Below are 18,639 nucleotides of genomic sequence, written 5' to 3'. Positions count from 1 at the left end.
ATGTTTAAGGTCTGCACCTCATTGCTGATTCGCCCCGCACAGGAAACAGGATGGCATGGGATCGCAGACCGGCAAAAATCGCGGTAATCCTCAAGGGACTGCCGCGATTGAAAGCCTTAGATTATGACGGATTCGTCAAACCTGCGTCAATTACTTGGCGCGGGCAGCAACGATGGCTTCGGCCACGTTGCGAGGAGCTTCAGCGTAGTGCTTGAATTCCATGGTGTAGCTGGCGCGACCTTGGGTCATGGAACGCAGCGAAGTGGCGTAGCCGAACATTTCGGACAGAGGCACTTCAGCCTTGATGGCCTTGCCGCCACCAACCATGTCATCCATGCCCTGCACCATGCCGCGGCGGGAAGACAGGTCACCCATCACGGTACCGGCGTAGTCTTCAGGTGTTTCCACTTCCACAGCCATCATGGGTTCCAGGATGACGGGATTGGCCTTGCGAGCAGCTTCCTTGAAACCGAAGATAGCGGCCATCTTGAACGCCATTTCGTTCGAGTCCACATCGTGGTACGAACCGAAAGTCAGGCGCACCTTGACGTCCACCACGGGGTAGCCAGCCAGCACGCCGGAAGTCAGCGCTTCGATCACGCCCTTTTCCACCGCAGGAATGTATTCGCGAGGAACCACACCACCCTTGATTTCGTCGACGAACTCGAAGCCCTTGCCGGCTTCCTGGGGTTCCAGAGTCAGAACCACGTGACCGTACTGCCCCTTACCGCCGGACTGACGAACGAACTTGCCGTCCACGTCCTTGACAGTGCTGCGAATGGTTTCGCGGTAGGCAACCTGAGGCTTACCCACGTTGGCTTCCACGTTGAATTCGCGCTTCATGCGGTCAACGATGATTTCCAGGTGCAACTCGCCCATACCGGCGATGATGGTCTGACCGGATTCTTCGTCGGTACGCACGCGGAAGGAAGGATCTTCTGCAGCCAGACGCGACAGAGCGATACCCATCTTTTCCTGGTCGGTCTTGGACTTGGGTTCCACAGCCTGTGCAATCACGGGCTCGGGGAACACCATGCGCTCCAGCACGATAGGCGCTGCGATGTCGCACAGGGTTTCACCAGTGGTCACGTCCTTCAGACCCACGCAGGCAGCGATGTCGCCAGCGCGAATTTCTTCGACTTCCACGCGGTCGTTGGCCATCATCTGCACGATACGGCCGATACGTTCCTTCTTGCCCTTGACGGCATTCAGAACGGTCTCGCCCTTGCTGAGAACGCCGGAGTACACGCGCACGAAGGTCAGCTGGCCCACGAAGGGGTCGGTCATCAGCTTGAAGGCCAGAGCCGAGAACTTCTCGGCGTCGTCGGCCTTGCGGCTCAGCTTCTTCTCTTCGTCATCGGGATCGGTACCGGTAACGTCAGGGATGTCCACAGGAGCGGGCAGATAGTCGATCACGGCGTCCAGCATGCGCTGCACACCCTTGTTCTTGAAGGCTGTACCGCACAGCATGGGCTGAATTTCGGTGGCAAGGGTGCGAGTACGCACGCCGAGCTTCACTTCTTCTTCAGTCAGAGTACCTTCTTCCAGGTACTTGTTCATCAGCTCTTCCGAAGCTTCGGCAGCGGCTTCCACCAGGTTTTCACGCCACTTGTTGGCGGTCTCCACCAGCTCGGCGGGGATGTCCTGGTATTCGAACTTCATGCCCTGGGAAGCTTCGTCCCAGATGATGGCCTTCATCTTGACCAGATCGACCACGCCCTTGAAGTTGTCTTCGGCACCGATTGGGATCACCACGGGCACGGGGTTGGCCTTCAGGCGCAGCTTCATCTGGTCGTAGACCTTGAAGAAGTTGGCACCGGTACGGTCCATCTTGTTCACAAAGGCCAGACGAGGCACCTTGTACTTGTTAGCCTGACGCCACACGGTTTCGGACTGGGGCTGCACGCCACCCACAGCGCAATACACCATGCAAGCACCGTCCAGCACACGCATGGAACGCTCCACTTCAATCGTGAAGTCCACGTGGCCGGGGGTGTCGATGATGTTGAAGCGGTGCTCGGGATAGGACAGGTCCATACCCTTCCAGAAGCAGGTCACTGCAGCGGAAGTGATGGTGATACCACGCTCTTGCTCTTGCTCCATCCAGTCGGTGGTGGCAGCGCCGTCGTGCACTTCGCCCAGCTTGTGGGTCACACCGGTATAGAACAGGATACGTTCTGTAGTAGTTGTCTTACCTGCGTCAATGTGAGCGGAAATACCGATGTTGCGATAGCGCTCAATGGGGGTCTTGCGAGCCATGATGGATCCTTGCTTGATCGTATGGGAGTACTGCCGGCCCCGCATTGTGCGCAGGAGGCAGCAGCTCTATATGGGGGCGCTCAGAATCGACACAAGGCCGCAGCAAGTTTTTGCATGCGGCCCTGTATCTCGAGCGAGATTCCGATTAGAAGCGGAAGTGGCTGAAGGCCTTGTTGGCTTCGGCCATACGGTGCACTTCGTCACGACGCTTCATAGCGCCGCCACGGCCTTCCGTAGCTTCCAGCAGCTCGTTGGCCAGGCGTTGAGCCATGGACTTCTCGCCACGCTTGCGGGAGGCTTCCTTGATCCAGCGCATGGCCAGAGCCAGACGACGGACGGGGCGCACTTCCACGGGCACTTGGTAGTTGGCACCGCCAACACGGCGGGACTTCACTTCGACCATGGGCTTGACGTTGTTGATGGCAACAACGAAAGCTTCCAGAGGGTCCTTACCGGGGTGCTTCTTCTCGATCAGGTCCAGAGCGCCGTAAATGATGCGCTCAGCAACCGCCTTCTTGCCGCCTTCCATGATCACGTTCATGAATTTGGACAGCTCTACATTGCCGAACTTGGGATCCGGCAGGATTTCACGTTTGGGGACTTCGCGACGACGTGGCATTTTTTACCTCTATCTTTGCTTCAGTTGGCATCTTTTCAGATACCGCGAGAGCTATTCAAAACTCTCACTTACTCGACCCGCACAAAACATTCGTGCTTAGGGTCACTACGTTTGACCGCGCCAGTCAGGCGAATCAAACACCGTTTGTTTTCAAAAAACCAGGGCTGATTACTTAGCCTTAGGCTTCTTGGCACCGTACTTGGAGCGAGCTTGCTTACGGTCCTTGACGCCTTGCAGGTCCAGGGAACCGCGCACGATGTGGTAACGCACACCGGGCAAGTCCTTCACACGGCCGCCACGCACCAGCACAACGCTGTGCTCTTGCAGGTTGTGGCCTTCACCGCCGATGTACGAAATCACTTCGAAACCGTTGGTCAGACGAACCTTAGCCACCTTACGCAGAGCCGAGTTAGGCTTCTTGGGAGTGGTGGTGTACACACGGGTGCACACGCCACGGCGTTGGGGGCAGTTTTCCATAGCAGGGCTCTTGGATTTAACAACTTCTACCGTGCGGCCCTGACGCACGAGTTGGTTAATGGTTGGCATTAATTAAACGTCCCTAAACGTGAATTTGCTTCGTGAAAGCAAAAGGTTTATCCGCAAAAACAGATGCTGATGCGGAAACGTGAATCCCTTCGGAAATTCCGAAAAGCCCTCGAATGTACCAGCTTGCGCAAATCAGCACAAGCACCTGCGGGCAATAGCCCCCAGGCAGCAAGATGCTTTGCATGACAGATCAAGGGCTGTCACCGGCAGGAGCACCTCCTGCCGGCCCGGGAACTTACTTGATCCAGAGGCGGATGGTGTCCCACAGACGGCCGAAGAAGCCGGCCTGCTCGACGGCCTCAAGCGCCACCAGCGGCACCTCGGCCACCACATCCGCGCCCGACTTGACCTTGAGCACGCCCATGGACTGGCCCTTGGCGATAGGAGCGATCAGCGGATCCTGGCGCACCACTTCGGTGGTCAGCTTGCCACCAGTACCCGAGGGCACGGTCACCACCACAGCGCCGTCGGCCTTGCCGATCTTGACGGCATTGGCCGCACCCTTCCAGACTGCCGGAGTGGCGACGGGCTGATCGGCATCGAACAGCTTGACGGCATCGAAAGCGGTGTAACCCCAGTTCAGCAGCTTCTGGCTTTCGTTGGCACGTGCTTTTTCGCTGGCCGTACCCAGCACGATGGACAGCAGACGGCGCTGACCCACATTGGGCAGATCGCGCTTGGCCGTGGCCACCAGGCAGTAGCCGGCGGCATTGGTGTGACCGGTCTTCAGGCCGTCCACAGTGGGATCGCGAAACAGCAAGGCATTGCGGTTGCTGCCGTTGGAAGCGGGCGTGCCGGGATAGCTGTACTGCTTGGTGGAGTAGTAGTGCATGTACTCGGGGAAGTCATGCATCAGCCGCTGGGCCAGTATGGACAGATCACGCGCCGTCGTCAGGTGGCCGGGCTCGGTCAGACCTTCGGGGTTTTTGTAGCTGGTGTTCTTCATGCCCAGGGCCTTGGCCTGGTCATTCATCATCTTGACGAAGTTCTCGGCTGTGCCGCCCACGGCCTCGGCCAGTGCCATGGTGGCATCGTTGCCGGACTGGATGATCATGCCGCTGAGCAGGTCATTAACGGGAACCTGCATCTTGGGGTCGATGAACATGCGCGAGCCGGGCATCTTCCAGGCGCGCTCGCTCACGGGCATGCGCTGCTCCAGCGTGATTTTCTTGGCACGCAGGGCGTCGAACACCACATAGGCCGACATCAGCTTGGTCAGCGATGCCTGCTCGACGGGAGCGTCGATATCCTTGGCCCCCAGCACCTGGCCGGCAGTGACGTCCACCAGCAGATAGTTGCGGGCAGCGATTTCGGGAGGGACAGGGGCCGCCACCTGTGCCATGGCAAAAACGGGCGCCACTGCGGCCGCAACGGCCAGAACACGCAGTGTGGAGTAGATGGGCTTCATGAAGAGGGTTCTCGCTAAAGCAAAGGTAAGCGCGGTGATTTACCGTCGAAAACGGCCAAAACCAAGGATATACCTCGGCTTGGCGCTATGAAAAGAGGGGTCACCGAGACGGAGCAGCAATTCACGTGCGTCAGGGTGTGGGGATTGGCTCTTATTCGGACTTCAGGTGGCGCACCACCAGATTCTTGAGCAGAGGCAATTGTCCGTGAAAGAAATGACCGACCTGCGGAATCACGGTAACAGGCAGTATCTGCGGGCGTGCCCAGTCCATCACGGCAGACAGCGCCACCGTGTCGTCCGCCTCGCCGTGAACCACCAGCGTCTGGTCATGAGCACCGGCAGGCACGGGAGCCACCTCGAAGCGGCTGGCAGCCGTACCGACCAGCACGGCCTTCTGCACCCGCCCCTGGTCCCAGAGCTGCGCCAGCGCATGGCTGGTGACAAAGGCGCCAAAGGAAAAGCCGGCCAGGGCGATCGGGCCTTCGGGAGCTGCCTGCTGCACCACGGCCAGCAAATCCTGCAGCTCGGCCTTGCCGGCGTCATATTCACCGGCACTGGCACCCACGCCGCGAAAATTGAAGCGTACCGCCGTATAGCCGCACTGCACAAAGGCACGTGCCAAAGTCTGGACCACCTTGTTGTCCATGGTGCCGCCAAACAACGGATGCGGATGGGCGATGATGGCTACACCCTTGGGGCTCTGCCCTTCGGCCAGTTGCGGCGCATCGCGCAGGGTTTCGATCGCACCGGCAGCGCCGGTCAACATCAGTCGTTCAGTCTGAGAATTCACTACGCTATCCTAGTTATAGCTATCAGCGCTTGCTGTTATTAGGCTGACGCTTAAAAATGCTTAAAGTTCCTGAACGAGCACTCTGCACCACTTACCGAAGGTGTCATCCCTGCGGCGCCACCCAGGCAAGGCACCCGGGGAAAGCCCCGGTTATCGGCCTACGCTGTCAGGCAGCACCAGGCGCTCGACAACCTTGCCGTTCTTCAGGTGGGATTCGACGATTTCATCGATATCGCTATCGTCGATAAAGGTGTACCAGACGGCCTCGGGATAGACCACGGCCACGGGGCCGCCTGCACAGCGATCCAGGCAACCAGCCTTGTTCACTCGCACCTGGCCCTTGCCAGCCAGCCCTTCTTCCTTGACTTTACGCTTGCAGTGGTCAAAGCCCGCCTTGGCACCGTGCAGAGCGCAGCAGTCCTCGCCATTGGGGCGCTCGTTCAGGCAAAAGAAGATATGGCGCTGGTAATAGCCACCGGCCTGGTCTTGATTCTGGGTGTCGCTCATAGTGGCTCATTCTAGGCAAGCTGCTGGCGACGCGAGAGTCGAATCACTACATACGCCAGTGTGACGTAAGGCCAGAGCCAGCCCAGCCACTGGCCCAGCCCGTAGAAGCGGATGAAGCGCCCCTGCTCCCAGGCCTGCAGGGTCTGGGCGAAGTAGACATTGGTGGGAGCCTGATTGAGGATGCTCAGATGCAGCACCAGCACCAGAAGCAACAGCACGGTGCACACCCGGCGCGAAGCCGGCAGCGCAATCACGGCGAGACCCAGCCCTCCCCAGACGCCCAAACGCACCGGCAGATCCACCCACTCCCAGGCATGGGCCGGCCCCCAGCTCAGCGCGGCCGACAGCGCCGTCACGCCCACGCCGGCCGCAACCAGCAGCAGCCCCGCCAGCGCACGGCGGCCCATGTGTCGCACGGCACAGTAGGCCAGCAGACAGGGTATCCACAGCCCCAGCATCACACAGAGCATCTCCGTCACCAGCGACAGCGGCGTCAGGGCGAAGTCGCCCAACGGCAGCCAGTCTTCGAACGGCGTGTTCAGCAGCCAGTCCTGCAAGGTGTCGTCAATGCGTTCCAGCACCTGCCCCAGGCCGAAGGGCACGGCCGCCGGAAACAGCAGCGCAAACGGCCACAGTGCCAGCAGCACCAGCACGCCCGCACCGCCCTCACCCAGCCACTGGTTGCGAAAAGCGCTCCAGCGCGACAGTGCCCCCAGCCTCTCGAGCAGCGCAGCCAGCAGGGCACCGATCAGGGTACCGCCTGCATTGAGCACCAGATCCAGATTGGACGGCACGCGGCGCGGTAGATAGATCTGCAGAAACTCCATGCACAGCGACAGCAGCGTGCCGGCAAGAAAAGCCAGCGGCACGGCCAGCCTGGGCTGGCCCGAGCGCATCAGGGCCAGCGCCAGGAAAAAGCCCAGCGGCGCATAGCCGACGATATTGGTGTTGACATCGAACCAAGTCCAGTACGGCGGCGGAATCCTGGCAAACAGAAATACGCTGGGATCGATGCCCTGGGCGCGCCAGCCGTCGAATGGGAACAGGCTGGCAAACACGATGAGCAGGCCATAGACCAGCGCCAGCGGCCAGGCCGAGGTATGGCGCATGGAAATCACCGGCACCGCGGAATCGGACACAGTCGCCTCCTACTCTCGGCACAAGACTCAGAAAGGCTTGACCACCACCAGAATCACGGCGGCAATCAGCAGCAGCACCGGCACTTCGTTATAGAAACGGAACCAGCGATGGCTTTTGTGACAGGTGTTGTCCGCCAGCTTGCGCAGCAGCACGGCACAGCTGTGGTGATAGCCGATGACCAACAGCACCACGGCCAGCTTGGCATGCAGCCAGCCGCCCGCAAAGCCCCAGCCCAGCCAAAGCCACAGGCCCAGGCCCAGCGCAGGCACGGCCAGCATGGTGGTGAAGCGCAGCAGCTTGCGCGCCATCAGCAGCAGACGCTCGCGCTCTGCCACCGAGCCCGGCGTGACCATGGCGATATTGACAAAGATGCGCGGCAGATAGAACAGACCAGCAAACCAGCTGGCGACAAAAATGATGTGAAAGGCTTTAACCCATAGCATGGGGCCAGTGTAAAGGCCTGCGCTGCGCCACAGCCGCTGTGAGCCGCGTCTTTACCCCGCAATGAGACAGCCGTCATGGAATAGTCACGCAGCTGCAAGCCAAGCCATGACGGATGGGGCACAATTTTCCCCATGCATTTGTCCAGCCCTACTCCTTTTCCCCAGAATCGCCCGCGCCGTCTGCGCCGCGATGCTTTCACCCGCAATCTGGTGCGCGAGAGCGTGCTGACGCCGCACGACTTCATCTACCCCGTGTTCGTGCACGAAGGCCAGAACAAGCGCGAGGCCGTTCCCTCCATGCCTGGCGTGGACCGCCTGAGCCTCGACCTGCTGCTGCCCGTGGCCGAGGAATGCGTGAAGCTTGAGATTCCCTATCTGGCACTGTTCCCCGCCATTGAATCCAGCCTCAAGACGCCCGACGGCAAGGAAGCCCTGAACCCCGACGGCCTGATCCCCCGCGTGGTGCGCGCGCTGAAAAAGGAATTTCCCCAGCTGGGCGTGATGACCGATGTGGCCCTGGACCCCTATACCAGCCACGGCCAGGACGGCATCCTGGACGAGAGCGGCTACATCATCAACGATGACACCGTGGAAGTGCTGGTCGGCCAGGCCCTGGCCCATGCCGAAGCCGGCGTGGACATGGTGGCTCCCAGCGACATGATGGACGGCCGCATCGGCGCCATCCGCGAGGCGCTGGAGCTGCAAGGCCATATTCACACCCGCATCATGGCCTACAGCGCCAAGTACGCCAGCGCTTTCTACGGTCCCTTCCGCGATGCCGTGGGCACGCGCGGCGCCCTGGGCAAGGCCGACAAGAATGTCTACCAGATGGACCCGGCCAACACCGACGAAGCACTGCGCGAAGTGGCGCAGGACATCGCCGAAGGTGCGGACATGGTCATGGTCAAGCCCGGCATGCCGTATCTGGACGTGGTGCGCCGCGTCAAGGACGAGTTCAAGGTGCCGACCTTCGCCTATCAGGTGTCCGGCGAATACGCCATGCTTAAGGCCGCAGCCGCCAACGGCTGGCTCGATCACGACGCCGTGATGATGGAAGCCCTGCTGGCCTTCAAGCGCGCCGGCGCCGACGGCATCCTGACCTACTTTGCCATCGACGCCGCCAAGAAGTTGCGCGGCCTGTAACAAAATTGATAGCTGTCAGCGCAGGTCATGCTTGCGTTTGAGGGCATTTCAGGCATGATCTGACGGCTCGGGCTCCTGGCCCGGGCCGTTTTTGCATCTGCTTTTGCACTGACATCGAGGCTGCCAATTCCCATGCGCGTGCTGCATATCTCTCCCCTCTATGCCCAGCCTGTTGACGGACTGCCCACGCAGGCGGCGACAACGGGGTTTTACTGGGTCTCCTGCACACGCTCGGAGCTGGAGGCTCAGTTGCCGGCCATTCAGACCATGCTGGCCAGGCTGGGCGGCTCCGCGCTCGTGGACCTGCATGTCTCCGACCTGCTGAATCCGGCCATCCCTTCCAATTACGACTACACCTCGGTGTACGACGTGCTGGTGTTCCGCCGTCTGGCCAACGCCCATCTGCCGCCGCTCAACGGCAGCCACGCCTCGCCCGCACCAGCCGTGGCCGCACCGCCTGCCCAGGCGGCCGGCACCGGCAGTGCTGCATCCAGCGCCCCGCCGCCATCCCACAGCCTGGCCCACAACGGCCAGCGCGAAGCGCCGGTGCTGCAGCGCGTGGAAACCCAGCCCGTGGGCTTTGCGCTGTATGACCAGATCCTGCTGTCCGTGCATCCCGACGGCTGCTTTGTGCTGGAAAACTTCTGGCAGCGCCTGATCTCCGGCCCCGCCAAGTCTGACGGCCGCCAGGTCAGCAGCAAGATGCCCGTCGAGCCCGCAGATCTGATGCTGCGCATGGTCAACGGCATGGTGGACGGCTATCTGGACCTGCGCCGAACGCTGACGCGCCAGATCGACCATTGGCAGATGGCTCTGCTCAAGCCCAACCAGCGCTTCAGCAACTGGGCCAGCGTGCTCGATGTGCGCCTGGCACTGCACCAGCTGGATGAAATCTGCGAAGACCAGCGCGCCGCTGTGCAGGACTGGACCGAGGCACTGGAGGGCTGGCCGCCCGAGCACACCCCCGCGCGCCAGCATGAGCGTGAGTTGCTGCGCGTGCGCTCGCGCGACGTGCTCGAACACATAGAGCGCGTGACCCACCATATTCACCGCATGGAGCAAAGCGCCGAGACTGCCGTGCAGATGCACTTTTCGGCACAGAGCAACCGCGCCAACGACATCATGCGCACGCTGACCACGGTCACGGCCATCTTTCTGCCGCTGAACCTGATTGCCGGCATCTTCGGCATGAACTTCGAGTTCATTCCCTTCGTGCACAAAAAGGACGGCTTCATCTGGGCCCTGGTGGCCATGGTGATCATCACCGTGGTGCTGGTGGCCTATTTCTGGCGGCGGCGCTACCTGGAAAGTGAAGAAAAAGAATGACCCCCCTGAGGCGCTTCCGCGCCTTCCCCCAAGGGAGACGACATCCTCGCTGCGCGGCGGCGCTTGCTTGATGTCTCTGATGGGGGACCGCCCAGCGGCAACGGGCTTTAGATAAAAACAGCTGCTTGCGCTTATATATCAAGCACAAGCAGCTATTGTTTTTATATCAACCCAGATGCTGGGCGAAGAAGGCCAGAGTGCGCTCACCGGCCAACGCTGCAGCGGCTTCGTTGTAGGAGCCGCGCTGGTCGCAGTTGAAGCCGTGGTCGGCGTCATAGACATGCACTTGCGCCTGGGGCTGTGCCTTCTTGAAGGCTTCGACGGACTCCAGCGAGATGTAGTGATCCTTGCTGCCGAAGTGGGCCAGCACCGGGCACAGCGCCTGACGGCTGGCTTCCAGCTCGCCCGTCATGCCGCCGCCGTAATAGCAGACTGCAGCAGAAACACTGGCCAGATTGCAGGCCGAGCGCCAAGTCACCAGACCGCCCCAGCAAAAGCCCACCACACCGATCTTGCCGCCGGGCACCAGCGTCGCGGCATGGGCTGCGGCCGCCTCCACATCACGAAGCGCACCCGGCTCAGGCAGGGCTTCCACCGCAGTCTTGAGAGCAAAGCCGGCCTTCATATCGTCTTCGGTGTAGCCCAGCTCCACATCGGGCTTGACGCGGGCAAACATGGCGGGGGCCACGGCCACATAGCCCTGGGCAGCATAGCGGTCTGCCACGGAGCGGATGTGCGAGTTCACGCCAAAGATTTCCTGCAGCACCACGATGGCACCGCGTGCCTGGCCCTCGGGCATGGCCACATAAGCGGGGGTTTTTACGCCATCCACGGCTGTCAGTTCAACAAAGCTGCCCATTGTGAAGCTCCTTAACATGGTTCAAAAGGGAAATCCGCGAAGCGGTCGCCAGCAATGCTGTAATGGCCGGTGCCGCGTCGACGATTCGCTCATTTTTTCACAGGAGTGTTCATGCCAGCTATCCAGGCCCTACAAAAGGCAGACAGTCGCAAGAAGCCCCCCATGCCCGGAGGCGAGCTGTAATGGATATCAAGCCGCTGATCACCCTGGTAGCCATCATCAACCCGCTGGCCATTGTTCCGTTCTTCATCCACTACACGGCCGGCTTCGACGCCGAGCAGCGCTGGCAGACCATTCGCACCGCCGCCTTTGCTGCCTTCTGCGTGATCGCAGTCTGTGCGCTGCTGGGATTGCAGATTCTGCAGTTCTTCAATATCTCGCTGCAGAGCTTTCAGGTCGGCGGCGGTCTACTGCTGCTGATCAGTGCAATGAACATGCTCAACGCCCGCCCCGCCGAAGACCGACCCAACAATGCCACGCTAGCGGCTGGCGTCGAAAAAGCCGCCGAAGGCAACAGCATCGCCGTCGTGCCGCTGACCATTCCGCTGCTGACCGGACCTGCCGCCATGTCCACCGTGGTGATCTATGCCGATCAGGCGCGCACCATCTGGCAGCATGTGGCGCTGGTCGGCTATGGCGTAGTGGTGGCCGCCGCCATCATGGTGTGCTTTTCGCTGGCCCACCCGATTGCCCGCGTGCTGGGCAAGACCGGCATCAATGTGATGACCCGGCTCATGGGCCTGATTCTGGCCGCGCTGGCCATCGAGGTGATGGCGGGAGGGCTGATCAAGATCTTCCCCATCCTGGCTTCTCCGGCGATATACCCTTAACCCAAAAAAATACTCCCCCTGAGCGGCTACGCCGCCTCCCCCAAGGGGGACGCGGCAGCTTCGCTGCGCGGCGGCGCTTGCTCGCTGTCTCTCGCCTTGGCGCGTGCCAGCTTCAAGCAGTTAGCACTTCCATTTTTTCAGCCTCACCACAGGCACCACCACAGCCGGTGATCGGCTCTGCAGGCAAGGCCTCGGGCACATGCGCCGCGCCGGTCACCGGGTCAAAGCCCGCGCGGCGCATGTGCAGGGCCAGGGCGGCATCCATGTTCTGCGCATGGTGGCTGAACCAGGGACCCAGCTCGGCCGCCATATGGCGGATGGTGGCCAGATCACCTTGCTCTGCCTTGACCGCCCCCTCGCGCAGGACAGCCAGCACCACCTTGTGCTGCTGGCTGTGGCAGTTGCCCGTGGCAAAGCCCGTGGTCTGCATCCAGCGGTCTTCCTGATCAAAGTGCTGCTGGGTATGGGCAATCAGCTCGTCCCAGAGCGCACACAGCTGCTCGTCGGCGGCGGCCTCCACCTGGGCCAACAGGGTGACGAACTCCTCATGCACCGCGTCCATGACGGGAAAATCCAGGATGAGAGCGGCATTCCATTCGAGGCTGGCCATGGCAGTTCCTTGTGCGAGATTGAGGAACTGGCAGCTTAAGAACAAGACCTGGCGCGGCCATTGACCCATATCAGCAAAGCGGCGGCCCGCAGGCACCCGGGGCTTGTCCAGAATCAAAAAAGCCCTGCATGGCAGGGCTTTCCGAACGGAGCTGCTTAGGGCAGGACAGTGCCTAGCGCCCGTAGCCCTGCAGCCAGCGGCTGAGCTGGGCCGCCGCCTCGTCCACGGCGCGCGCCATGGCCTGGGCTCCACCGGCCGCATCAGCTGAGTTGGATGGCACTTCGACCGTAAACACCTTCTGGCCCAGCAACTGGTTGCCTGCGCTCTCGCCGGCACCGATCAGGCTGGCACTCAAGCGCAGCAGTGCACGGCTGCTGCTGCCACTGTCAAAGACCTGGTTGAACTCGTCCACCGTCACGCGCAGCTGCGCAATCGAGCGCTTGTCGGCCAGCAGGGGACGGACATTGTCCTTGCCCGAGAGCACGGGGCGCTCCAGCCCCAGACGCATGCGCAGACGCTGCTCCACCATCTGGGCCGGAGGCAGGCTCCAGCGCGCATTCTGGTAGGCACGCAGCTGCTGGCTATCGCTGTAGTTCAGGCGGTAGAACATGGCCGTCAGGCCCTCGGGCAGGCCCGGAGCCTGGACTTCGGCCAGCACCAGCGGCACCGGCGCTACCGAAGAGGCGGCAGCATTCGCTGCGGGCGCAGCCAGGTCGGCCACGCCCAGGTCATAGCGCACCGGCTGCGTGGGTGCCGTGGGCAGGCCCGAGCAGGCGGCGAGCGCCAGCACCAGTGAAGAAGCGCCCAGCAATCGCCATGCTCCGCGGCCGGTGAATGAAATCTTTGTGTCTGCCATATTGATTCCTTTGGGACTTAGGCCAGCCAGGATGGGCAGCAGGCATTTCCATCGAGAAACCGCCTGCCTGGTCCGAATTTGCGCAAGTCGTGTCCTTGTTGCCGCTTCACCTGGCCGGAGCCACGAAACCGGGCTCGCCGGGGCCCGGCTGGCCCAGGCCCTGGCCATAGATGACGGACTGCGGGTTGTCATTGAAGCGGCCGGCCGCCGCGCCCATGGTGCGCGCAGCGCGCGAGACATCGTCGGCCGCACCGTTCATGCGCGGCAGGGTGCTGCGCCCCAGCGACTCGGCCGCCTGCGACAGGGCCTGCGTGCCCTCGGCAATCTGCTGCAGCGGGCCGTCGGGCGCATTGACCTTGCGCACGGTCTGCTGCAGATCGGTCGCCACGCCCGTGGCGGCATTGCCGGCCTTGGTCAGGGACTGCAGGGTCTGGTGTGCATCTGCCGTGAGCTGAGGAAAGTCCTTGGCAGTCTTGTTCATGGTCTCTGCCAGATCCTTGATCCCCCCGGATGCGGCCGCAATATTGTCCAGCGCCGCACTCACGCGCTTCTGGTTGTCCTCACCCAGCATGGCATTGAGACGGCGTGAAATTTCGTCAACCCGCTCCAGCAGCACTGGGCCCTGGTCGGCCAGCATGTTCAAGGGCGAGGACTTCATGGGCAGGCGCGGCAGGCCGCTGGGCCCGGGCTTGAGCGGCTGCGAAGCGCGGCTGTCATCGTCGAGCTGGATATGGGCCAGCCCCGTCACCCCCTGATAGCCAAGCTGTGCATAGGTGGCCGGCGTGACCGGCGTGTCCTCACCCACGGCAATGCGAATCAGCACATTGCCGGGAATCTGCGGGTCAAAACCGATGCGCACCACCTTGCCCACGGGCACGCCCTTGTAGCGCACCGTGGCCTGGGGCTGCAGGCCGCTGACACCGTCCTTGGTGGACATTTCGTAGAGTTGGTATTCGCGGTTGTCGCGCGTCAGCCAGACGGCCAGCCCTGCCAGCAGGGCCGCAACCACCAGCACGAAGATGCCGGCAGCCATGGCATGGGACTTGTTTTCCATCAGCTTTCCTCTGCGGCCACGCCGCCTTGCACCGGGGCCATGGCACGGCGGCCACGCTCTCCCTGGAAGAAATGTTCGATAAACGGGTGCTTGATCTGGGCCACATCGCGCGGGGCTCCGGTGAACAGCACTTTTTTCTCGGCCAGCACGGCCACACGCGTGGACAGCGCAAACAGCGTATCCAGGTCGTGAGTGACCATGATCACGGTCAGGCCCAGCTCGGCATGAATATCGCGCAGCAGCTCGCAGAACTCGTCCGAACCCTTGGGGTCCAGCCCGGCGGTAGGTTCGTCCAGCAGCAGCAGCGGCGGGTCCATCATCAGCGCACGCGCCAGCGCCACACGCTTGATCATGCCGCCAGACAGGTCTGCGGGCATGCGTGAGGCATGTTCCGGCTTGAGGCCCACCATCTGCAGCTTGACCAGGGCCGCATCGCGTACCACGGCATCGGGCAAGGTGCCCTGCTCACGCAATGCAAACGCGATGTTGTCCAGCACATTGAAGGCCGAATACAGCGCCCCCTGCTGGAACAGCATGCCCACCTGACTCGCCGCCAGCTCGCCGCTGATGACCTCGCGCGAGGGCCGGCCATCCACGGTCACCGTGCCGCGCGACGGCGAAAGCAGGCCCAGGATCTGGCGCAGCAGCACGGTCTTGCCCGTGCCTGAGCCACCCACCAGGGCCAGAATCTCGCCCGGGTAGACATCGAAATTCAAGTCCTGGTGCACGGCAAAGCGCGACGCACCCTCACCAAACTCGGTCCACAGGTCAACCGCCTGCACCAGGGGCTTCACATCCTGCGGCGGCGCGTAGTCGCCCACGGCGCCCGCGATACGACGGTTCTGCATCACCTCTGTCATTTGCGTTCCCCTCGCGCCACGAGGCTGGCGCGACCCACGCCAGAGACGCCGAGCAAAGGCCGCCCCGCAGCGAAGGTGTCGTCCCCTTGAGGGGAAGCGGCGAAGCCGCACAGGGGGTAGTTCATCCTAAAAGCCCACGTTTCTGAAGAGGATGGCAAAGATGGCATCCACGATGATGACCATGGTGATGGAAGACACCACCGCCGCCGTGGTGCCGCGACCCAGGCTCTGTGTATTGGGCTCCACCTGAAGACCCCAGTGGCAGCCGATCAAGGCAATCAGCACGCCGAACACCACGGACTTGCCCATGGCCAGTACCAGATTGCCGATCTTCACGGCCGCGGGCAGGCTTTGCATGAAATAGGACGGCGTGATGTCCATGGTCAGGTCGGCCGCGACCATGCCGCCGGCCAGTGCCGCCAAAATGGTCCACAGTGCCACCAGCGGCATGGACACAGCCAGCGCCAGCGCACGCGGCAGCACCAGCCGATAGCCCTGGGAGATGCCCATGACCTGCATGGCATCGAGCTCTTCGGTCACGCGCATCACGCCGATCTGTGCCGTGATGGCCGAGCCGCTACGCCCTGCCACCAGAATGGCCGCCAGCAGCGGCCCCAGCTCGCGGATCAGCGAAATGCCCAGAATATTGACGATAAAGGATTCGGCCCCGAACTGGCGCAGCTGCAACGCCATCAGATAGGCCAGCACCACGCCGATCAGAAAGCCCACCAGGGCCGTGATCGGCAAAGCCGTCGCGCCGGTCGCATAGAGATGGCCCGAAATATCGCGCCAGGGCCCACGCAAGGGATTGCGCAGCAATCGCAGGCAATCCAGCAGCAACTGCCCCACCAGCCGGATCAGAGTGGCAAAGTGCCCGCAGGCGTCGATCACCATCTGGCCCAACCGATTGATCTCGCACATCCACCCCGAGGGCTCGGGCTTGGGCTCGGGCACTTCGCTGAATCTGGCCACTCGCTCCAGCATGGAACGCTGATTCTTGGTCGTCAGCAGCCGGGCCGGCCAGGCCCTGCCCCATTGCTCCCACAACAGCTGCGCGCCGATATGGTCCAACCAGACCATTTGCTGCAAATCCCAGGCCACGCCCTTGGGAACCGCCCTGATCTGTGGCGCCAGCCGACGCCAGATATGGCGATCGCCCAGCTCGGCAGCACTCCAGCGGCCCACAGGCACGGCCCATTGCTGACCATCGCGGGACTGCAGCGGGCATTGAGGTAGTTGGTCTGAGCTGGGCAAAGAAAAGCTTCCTAGGACATGAGGGAGACGGGCTAGCCGCAGAAGCCAGCATAACGCGCCAAGCGAGGAGCATGCCAAACGCAGAACGTAGGTCACTGCCGCATGCCACGCAATGATAGCGTTGCAATTTTTATCAAAAAACCGCGGGAGACGAAACCTGCATTACGTCGGCAGCTTCCAAAACAGGAGTATTCGAGCGCTTTCCCTATCGACACCGGCAAGGTCATCGCACCTAATGAATTGGCCTTTTTGCCCATGACTGCCTCAAGGTTTGGCCTGAGCGCCAAGCCGTACCCGGCCTTTTGATCTGCCCATGAGTGACACCCAGTTCGACTACATCGTCATCGGCGGCGGCACAGCAGGTTCGCTGCTGTGCAACCGTCTCACCCGCAACCAGAATCACCGGGTTCTGCTGATCGAAGCCGGCGGCAAGGATGATTACCACTGGATCCACATCCCCGTCGGCTATCTCTATTGCATAGGCAACCCACGCACCGACTGGCTCTATCAGACCGAACCCGATCCCGGCCTCAACGGCCGCAGCCTGCGCTATCCGCGCGGCAAGACCCTGGGCGGCTGCTCAAGCATCAACGGCATGATCTATATGCGCGGCCAGGCTCGCGACTACGAGCAATGGGCCGAGCTGACCGGCGACGATACCTGGCGCTGGGAACAGGTGCTGCCGGCCTTCAGGCAGCACGAGGACCACTGGCGTCTCGACGCCGGAGGCAGCGCCAGCGAGGAGTTCAAACGCCTGCACGGCAACAGGAGCACGGGCGGCAGCGGCGAATGGCGGGTGGAGAAGCAGCGCTTGCGCTGGGACATACTCGATGCCTTCGCCCAGGCTGCGCAGCAGGCCGGCATCCCGGCTACCGACGATTTCAACCGCGGCTGCAACGAAGGCGTGGGCTACTTCGAGGTCAACCAGAAATCAGGCCTGCGCTGGAATACGGCCAAGGCCTTTCTGCGCCCTACCTGCTATGGCCGCCCCAACTTCGAGATGTGGACCCGCGCCCAGGTGCGGCGGCTGATTCTGGAAGATCTGCCGGACGGTAGCCAGCGCTGCACCGGCGCCGAAGTCTGGACCGGCGATGAGATGGTGACCGTGCAGGCCGGATGCGAAGTGCTGCTTTGCGCGGGCGCGGTGAACTCACCGCATATCCTGCAGCTTTCGGGCATAGGCCCCGGCGAGCTGCTGCAGCGCCATGGCGTGGCCGTGCGCCGCAACCTGCCCGGCGTGGGCGCCAATCTGCAGGACCACCTGCAAATTCGTTCGGTCTACAAGGTGCACAACGCCAAGACGCTCAACACCATGGCCGGCAGTCTCTGGGGCAAGGCGGCCATCGCCCTCGAATACGCGCTGCGGCGCAGCGGCCCCATGAGCATGGCTCCCTCGCAGCTGGGCGCCTTCACGCGCAGCGACCCGGCGCAGGCCCACCCCAATCTCGAATATCACGTGCAGCCCCTGTCGCTGGACGCCTTCGGCGAGCCGCTGCATGACTTCGCCGCCTTCACCGCCAGCGTCTGCAATCTCAACCCCAGCAGCCGCGGCACGGTGCAGCTGCAGGGCGCCGACTTCCGCCAGGCTCCTGCCATCGCGCCCAACTACCTCTCCACGGCCAAAGACCGGCAGGTCGCGGCCGACAGTCTGCGCGTCACGCGCCGTATCGTCAGCCAGCCCGCGCTTGCGCCCTTCCAGCCCGAGGAGTTCAAGCCCGGGCTGCAATACCAGAGCGACGAGGACCTAGCACGCCTGGCCGGCGATATCGCCACCACCATCTTCCATCCCGTGGGCACGACCAAGATGGGACGTACCGACGACCCGATGGCGGTGCTGGACAGCCGCTTCAGGGTGCGCGGCGTGCAGGGCCTGCGCGTGGTCGATGCTGGCGCCATGCCCTCCATCACCAGCGGCAACACCAACAGCCCGACGCTGATGATGGCCGAGAAGGCTGCGGAGTGGATTCGCACTGCAGCCTGATAAGCGGCCGCTCAGAAACCTAGCGATTCACTACGAAAAGCCTGTCCGGGCCTGAAAGCAGTCGCGGCGGCCCAAAGTCCGTCCGCGCGGGGAATTTCCGTCTGGCTCCCTGCTGCAAGCACCGAAGTCTGCTGAGATCTTTTACTTATAAGCA

At 62.3% G+C, this 18,639-nt stretch carries 19 protein-coding genes; 5 read left to right on the top strand and 14 right to left on the bottom strand.

Going from position 1 to position 18,639, the window contains the following annotated elements; genetic code table 11:
- Positions 1 to 150 precede the first annotated feature (150 nt).
- The 8 genes from fusA to F3J24_RS22625 all read right to left on the bottom strand — a co-directional run bounded on the left by fusA (position 151) and on the right by F3J24_RS22625 (position 7,712).
- Positions 151 to 2,259 carry an elongation factor G gene (gene fusA, locus F3J24_RS22660; protein WP_003059436.1) on the bottom strand — a complete coding sequence of 703 codons (2,109 nt, stop codon included), beginning with the start codon at positions 2,257 to 2,259 and terminating at the stop codon, positions 151 to 153.
- Positions 2,260 to 2,404: 145 nt separating this feature from the next.
- A complete protein-coding gene (gene rpsG / locus F3J24_RS22655; RefSeq protein ID WP_003059438.1) occupies positions 2,405 to 2,878 on the bottom strand; it encodes a 30S ribosomal protein S7 in 474 nt (157 codons plus the stop codon).
- Positions 2,879 to 3,046: 168 nt separating this feature from the next.
- The gene (gene rpsL / locus F3J24_RS22650) at positions 3,047 to 3,424 is read right to left on the bottom strand and encodes a 30S ribosomal protein S12 (protein WP_003059441.1); all 378 of its coding nucleotides are present in this window, start codon (positions 3,422 to 3,424) and stop codon (positions 3,047 to 3,049) included.
- A gap of 235 nt (positions 3,425 to 3,659) precedes the next feature.
- Positions 3,660 to 4,832, bottom strand: coding sequence for a D-alanyl-D-alanine carboxypeptidase family protein (locus F3J24_RS22645; RefSeq protein ID WP_003059442.1), 1,173 nt, complete (start codon positions 4,830 to 4,832; stop codon positions 3,660 to 3,662).
- Between the two features lie 151 nt (positions 4,833 to 4,983).
- Positions 4,984 to 5,622 carry an alpha/beta fold hydrolase gene (locus tag F3J24_RS22640; RefSeq protein WP_167010893.1) on the bottom strand — a complete coding sequence of 213 codons (639 nt, stop codon included), beginning with the start codon at positions 5,620 to 5,622 and terminating at the stop codon, positions 4,984 to 4,986.
- Positions 5,623 to 5,772: 150 nt separating this feature from the next.
- The gene (locus tag F3J24_RS22635; protein ID WP_003059444.1) at positions 5,773 to 6,129 is read right to left on the bottom strand and encodes a ferredoxin; all 357 of its coding nucleotides are present in this window, start codon (positions 6,127 to 6,129) and stop codon (positions 5,773 to 5,775) included.
- An 11-nt stretch (positions 6,130 to 6,140) separates the two neighbouring features.
- Positions 6,141 to 7,238: a VanZ family protein gene (locus F3J24_RS22630; RefSeq protein ID WP_167011153.1), complete on the bottom strand. Its 1,098-nt coding sequence runs from the start codon at positions 7,236 to 7,238 to the stop codon at positions 6,141 to 6,143.
- A 57-nt stretch (positions 7,239 to 7,295) separates the two neighbouring features.
- The gene (locus F3J24_RS22625) at positions 7,296 to 7,712 is read right to left on the bottom strand and encodes a CopD family protein (RefSeq protein ID WP_167010891.1); all 417 of its coding nucleotides are present in this window, start codon (positions 7,710 to 7,712) and stop codon (positions 7,296 to 7,298) included.
- A gap of 132 nt (positions 7,713 to 7,844) precedes the next feature.
- Between F3J24_RS22625 and hemB the strand changes: the two genes are divergently transcribed.
- Positions 7,845 to 8,855: a porphobilinogen synthase gene (gene hemB, locus F3J24_RS22620; RefSeq protein ID WP_003059450.1), complete on the top strand. Its 1,011-nt coding sequence runs from the start codon at positions 7,845 to 7,847 to the stop codon at positions 8,853 to 8,855.
- Positions 8,856 to 8,987: 132 nt separating this feature from the next.
- Positions 8,988 to 10,181, top strand: a complete 1,194-nt coding sequence (locus F3J24_RS22615; RefSeq protein WP_167010889.1) for a magnesium transporter CorA family protein — start codon at positions 8,988 to 8,990, stop codon at positions 10,179 to 10,181.
- Between the two features lie 166 nt (positions 10,182 to 10,347).
- Here F3J24_RS22615 and F3J24_RS22610 read toward each other — a convergent pair whose 3' ends face one another.
- On the bottom strand, positions 10,348 to 11,040 hold the full coding sequence (locus tag F3J24_RS22610) for a dienelactone hydrolase family protein (RefSeq protein WP_167010887.1): 693 nt from the start codon (positions 11,038 to 11,040) through the stop codon (positions 10,348 to 10,350).
- Positions 11,041 to 11,222: 182 nt separating this feature from the next.
- Here F3J24_RS22610 and F3J24_RS22605 point away from each other — a divergent pair, with 182 nt between their 5' ends.
- Positions 11,223 to 11,870 carry a MarC family protein gene (locus F3J24_RS22605; RefSeq protein ID WP_003059455.1) on the top strand — a complete coding sequence of 216 codons (648 nt, stop codon included), beginning with the start codon at positions 11,223 to 11,225 and terminating at the stop codon, positions 11,868 to 11,870.
- A 112-nt stretch (positions 11,871 to 11,982) separates the two neighbouring features.
- On the opposite strand, the gene F3J24_RS22600 is transcribed toward F3J24_RS22605, so the two are convergent.
- The 5 genes from F3J24_RS22600 to F3J24_RS22580 all read right to left on the bottom strand — a co-directional run bounded on the left by F3J24_RS22600 (position 11,983) and on the right by F3J24_RS22580 (position 16,504).
- Entirely contained in the window at positions 11,983 to 12,480 is a 498-nt protein-coding gene (locus F3J24_RS22600) for a hemerythrin domain-containing protein (protein WP_167010885.1), read from the bottom strand.
- A 172-nt stretch (positions 12,481 to 12,652) separates the two neighbouring features.
- The gene (locus F3J24_RS22595) at positions 12,653 to 13,336 is read right to left on the bottom strand and encodes an ABC-type transport auxiliary lipoprotein family protein (RefSeq protein WP_167010883.1); all 684 of its coding nucleotides are present in this window, start codon (positions 13,334 to 13,336) and stop codon (positions 12,653 to 12,655) included.
- A gap of 106 nt (positions 13,337 to 13,442) precedes the next feature.
- Positions 13,443 to 14,390, bottom strand: a complete 948-nt coding sequence (locus tag F3J24_RS22590) for an MlaD family protein (RefSeq protein WP_167010881.1) — start codon at positions 14,388 to 14,390, stop codon at positions 13,443 to 13,445.
- Positions 14,390 to 15,250: an ABC transporter ATP-binding protein gene (locus F3J24_RS22585; RefSeq protein ID WP_370527767.1), complete on the bottom strand. Its 861-nt coding sequence runs from the start codon at positions 15,248 to 15,250 to the stop codon at positions 14,390 to 14,392. Before F3J24_RS22585 ends, F3J24_RS22590 begins: the two co-directional genes overlap by 1 nt.
- Before the next feature lie 126 nt (positions 15,251 to 15,376).
- Positions 15,377 to 16,504 (bottom strand): ABC transporter permease, encoded by a 1,128-nt coding sequence (locus F3J24_RS22580; RefSeq protein WP_167010879.1) that lies wholly within the window; start codon positions 16,502 to 16,504, stop codon positions 15,377 to 15,379.
- 102 nt (positions 16,505 to 16,606) lie between these two features.
- Here F3J24_RS22580 and F3J24_RS22575 point away from each other — a divergent pair, with 102 nt between their 5' ends.
- Together F3J24_RS22575 and F3J24_RS22570 are read left to right on the top strand one after the other, a co-directional pair.
- Positions 16,607 to 16,810, top strand: coding sequence for a hypothetical protein (locus tag F3J24_RS22575; protein WP_167010877.1), 204 nt, complete (start codon positions 16,607 to 16,609; stop codon positions 16,808 to 16,810).
- Between the two features lie 7 nt (positions 16,811 to 16,817).
- Positions 16,818 to 18,485: a GMC family oxidoreductase gene (locus F3J24_RS22570; protein WP_167010875.1), complete on the top strand. Its 1,668-nt coding sequence runs from the start codon at positions 16,818 to 16,820 to the stop codon at positions 18,483 to 18,485.
- Positions 18,486 to 18,639: the final 154 nt, after the last annotated feature.

Source organism: Comamonas sp. Tr-654 (assembly GCF_011752915.1).
Lineage (GTDB): Bacteria > Pseudomonadota > Gammaproteobacteria > Burkholderiales > Burkholderiaceae_C > Comamonas.
The sequence above is the reverse complement of the archived record's forward strand: the minus strand, read 5'-3'. Positions and strand labels throughout refer to the sequence as shown.

Coding starts and splice junctions, on each gene's coding strand:
- F3J24_RS22590 (WP_167010881.1), bottom strand. CDS start 14,390: ATGGAAAACAAGTCCCATGCCATGGCTGCCGGCATCTTCGTGCTGGTG.
- F3J24_RS22615 (WP_167010889.1), top strand. CDS start 8,988: ATGCGCGTGCTGCATATCTCTCCCCTCTATGCCCAGCCTGTTGACGGA.
- F3J24_RS22575 (WP_167010877.1), top strand. CDS start 16,607: ATGCCACGCAATGATAGCGTTGCAATTTTTATCAAAAAACCGCGGGAG.
- F3J24_RS22610 (WP_167010887.1), bottom strand. CDS start 11,040: ATGGGCAGCTTTGTTGAACTGACAGCCGTGGATGGCGTAAAAACCCCC.
- F3J24_RS22635 (WP_003059444.1), bottom strand. CDS start 6,129: ATGAGCGACACCCAGAATCAAGACCAGGCCGGTGGCTATTACCAGCGC.
- F3J24_RS22570 (WP_167010875.1), top strand. CDS start 16,818: ATGAGTGACACCCAGTTCGACTACATCGTCATCGGCGGCGGCACAGCA.
- F3J24_RS22605 (WP_003059455.1), top strand. CDS start 11,223: ATGGATATCAAGCCGCTGATCACCCTGGTAGCCATCATCAACCCGCTG.
- fusA (WP_003059436.1), bottom strand. CDS start 2,259: ATGGCTCGCAAGACCCCCATTGAGCGCTATCGCAACATCGGTATTTCC.
- F3J24_RS22645 (WP_003059442.1), bottom strand. CDS start 4,832: ATGAAGCCCATCTACTCCACACTGCGTGTTCTGGCCGTTGCGGCCGCA.
- F3J24_RS22630 (WP_167011153.1), bottom strand. CDS start 7,238: ATGCGCCATACCTCGGCCTGGCCGCTGGCGCTGGTCTATGGCCTGCTC.
- rpsL (WP_003059441.1), bottom strand. CDS start 3,424: ATGCCAACCATTAACCAACTCGTGCGTCAGGGCCGCACGGTAGAAGTT.
- F3J24_RS22625 (WP_167010891.1), bottom strand. CDS start 7,712: ATGCTATGGGTTAAAGCCTTTCACATCATTTTTGTCGCCAGCTGGTTT.
- hemB (WP_003059450.1), top strand. CDS start 7,845: ATGCATTTGTCCAGCCCTACTCCTTTTCCCCAGAATCGCCCGCGCCGT.
- rpsG (WP_003059438.1), bottom strand. CDS start 2,878: ATGCCACGTCGTCGCGAAGTCCCCAAACGTGAAATCCTGCCGGATCCC.
- F3J24_RS22585 (WP_370527767.1), bottom strand. CDS start 15,250: ATGACAGAGGTGATGCAGAACCGTCGTATCGCGGGCGCCGTGGGCGAC.
- F3J24_RS22595 (WP_167010883.1), bottom strand. CDS start 13,336: ATGGCAGACACAAAGATTTCATTCACCGGCCGCGGAGCATGGCGATTG.
- F3J24_RS22600 (WP_167010885.1), bottom strand. CDS start 12,480: ATGGCCAGCCTCGAATGGAATGCCGCTCTCATCCTGGATTTTCCCGTC.